2 protein-coding genes and 1 pseudogene are annotated in these 2,131 nt (G+C 57.6%); 2 read left to right on the forward strand and 1 reads right to left on the reverse strand.

What is annotated here, in order from left to right; genetic code table 11:
• Both AC1D1Z_RS36685 and AC1D1Z_RS36690 read left to right on the forward strand, forming a co-directional pair.
• The coding region (locus AC1D1Z_RS36685) for a hypothetical protein (protein WP_477853728.1) at positions 1-391 on the forward strand (391 nt) is incomplete at its 5' end.
• A gap of 124 nt (positions 392-515) precedes the next feature.
• Positions 516-737 (forward strand): annotated as a pseudogene (locus AC1D1Z_RS36690) (IS66 family transposase); the annotation flags it as partial.
• Between the two features lie 249 nt (positions 738-986).
• On the opposite strand, the gene AC1D1Z_RS36695 reads toward AC1D1Z_RS36690, so the two are convergent.
• Positions 987-2,006: a 1-aminocyclopropane-1-carboxylate deaminase gene (locus AC1D1Z_RS36695; protein WP_065276878.1), complete on the reverse strand. Its 1,020-nt coding sequence runs from the start codon at positions 2,004-2,006 to the stop codon at positions 987-989.
• Positions 2,007-2,131 lie beyond the last annotated feature (125 nt).

Here is a 2,131-nt window from a genome sequence, read left to right on the forward strand (position 1 = left end):
GAAGTTCACCGGCCAAACAGGTCGTCGCGGCAAAAAGATCGCTGCAAGACTTCTCATTGCCATCTCCTCCATTATCGCAACCGCTATACCCGCGGCAGCACGACTCGTCTTTTCGTCCGATTGCCGGAACCATCAGCCTATCGCAGTCCCGCCACCACAGAATGCCATCCTGTTCACCAAGCAGCCGGTACCCCATCCGAATGGAACAGCGTCGGTCTTTACGATCAACGGATTGGACACCTATGTCATTCCGGCGGGGGCCAACTCCTGCGTAGTTGCAGCTCCCCATGCCAATGACAATTACTGCTTCATTGCCCGCAACGACAACACAATCGACGGCGTCGGTTTCGCCCCCATTCAAAATCCGGGCGGTCTGACTGCCTGCCAGTAAGAGGCGAAACGCCTCGGCCAAACGGTTCACTCCCCGCGCTTACGCGAAGGTTGAGTCGGGGAGTGGATAACGACGGATTGAGATGCTCGCGCCRCATCACGAAAACCGATACGGAGGCCTGCGTCGGGACGATCTCGTGTTCGGCGGCACGYCCCCCTCACCCGCCGCCTCTCCTGTGCCTCGCGCGATCGACGGCAGGAGCTCTTCGAGTGCCATCTGAAGACATTTGCCGGCATTCTGCAGGCGATGCCTTGGTGACCTTAATCTAATGTTTGGTCAGGCAGGTCCGATGATGCCCCGATGGGCGCACTCACGTCGCAGATTGTTCGTGCTTGCCGACATCAGTGTTCCCTACTTGGGCAGGCGCGCACAAGCCTGATAAAATTGCTCGAAAATGCCAATGAAGTAGAAATCCCTCGTGCAAGATAGAGGCAAAGGGTCGATGATCGTGTGCCTGGCCGAGAGATCCGACCAAGCCGGGCATCCGCATGGATCTTTCATCGTCGACGCGAAATTGCGTTCAGGAAGTGCGGATCTATATAGTCTCGACTGCAATTATCCACCTGTTCGCGGCCGGTTAACCTGACGGCACCAATCAGCCGTCCCTGTAGTAATAGCTGTAGCCGTTGATCGCCGGGGCGCCGCCAAGATGGGCGTAGAGCACCTTTGAGCCCTCGGGGAAGAAGCCCTTTCGCGCAAGATCGATCATCCCCTGCATCGATTTTCCCTCATAAACAGGGTCGGTGATCATCGCCTCGGTGCGCGCCGCGAGTCGGATCGCCTCATTTGTCTCCTCCGAGGGCACTCCATAGGCGGGATAGGCATAGTCAGGGTTGATGACGATCTCGTCTTCACGTACGGACCGGCCAAGGTTCACGAGTTCTGAGGTCGCGTCGACGATCTTTCGCACCTGATCCCGGGTCTGCTGGAGTGTGCCCGAGGCATCAATACCAATGACCCTGTCAGCCCTGTCCATTGCGGCGAAGCCGACGATCATTCCGCCCTGGGTCGAACCGGTGACAACGCAGACGATGATGTAGTCGAAGGTGAAGCCTAGGTCCTTCTCCTGTGCCGCGACTTCCTCGGCGAAGCCGACATAGCCGAGGGCTCCGAACTTATGTACCGAAGCGCCAGCCGGGATCGCATAGGGCTTGCCGCCCGCGTCCTCCACCGACTGAATCGCGTCCTCCCAGCTCTTGCGGATGCCGATGTCGAACCCAGCGTCGACCAGCCGGCTGTCGGCGCCCATCAGTCTCGTCATCAATATATTGCCGACACGGTCATAGACCGCATCGTAGTGAGGTACCCATTTCTCCTGGATGACGACACATTTCATGCCGATCTTCGCGGCAGTCGCAGCCACCATGCGAGTATGGTTCGACTGGACTCCGCCGATCGACACCAGCGTATCCGCGCCGGAGGCGATCGCGTCGGGCACGATATATTCGAGCTTCCTGAGCTTATTGCCGCCCATCGCGAGGCCCGAATTGCAGTCGTCGCGCTTGGCATATATCTCGACCTTGCCGCCCAGCGCCGCAGTCAGCCGTGGCAAGTGCTCGATCGGAGTCGCGCCGAAGGTGAGCGGGTAGCGTTCGAATTTTTCCAACAATGACATCGATCAGGGCCTCCGTGCCGATTTGTGGCCGAAGGCTAGTCGATATCTTTTGAAAGGTGCTCTCTAATTTTGCTGCAAAATCTTTCTCAATTTAGATTATTTTTCGGTATTATACCCCACTTCTT

Source organism: Rhizobium sp. P1_E1 (assembly GCF_056406015.1).

Bases quoted from the DNA above. Each gene is read 5' to 3' on its own strand.
- AC1D1Z_RS36695 (WP_065276878.1), bottom strand. From the start codon at position 2,006: ATGTCATTGTTGGAAAAATTCGAACGCTACCCGCTCACCTTCGGCGCG.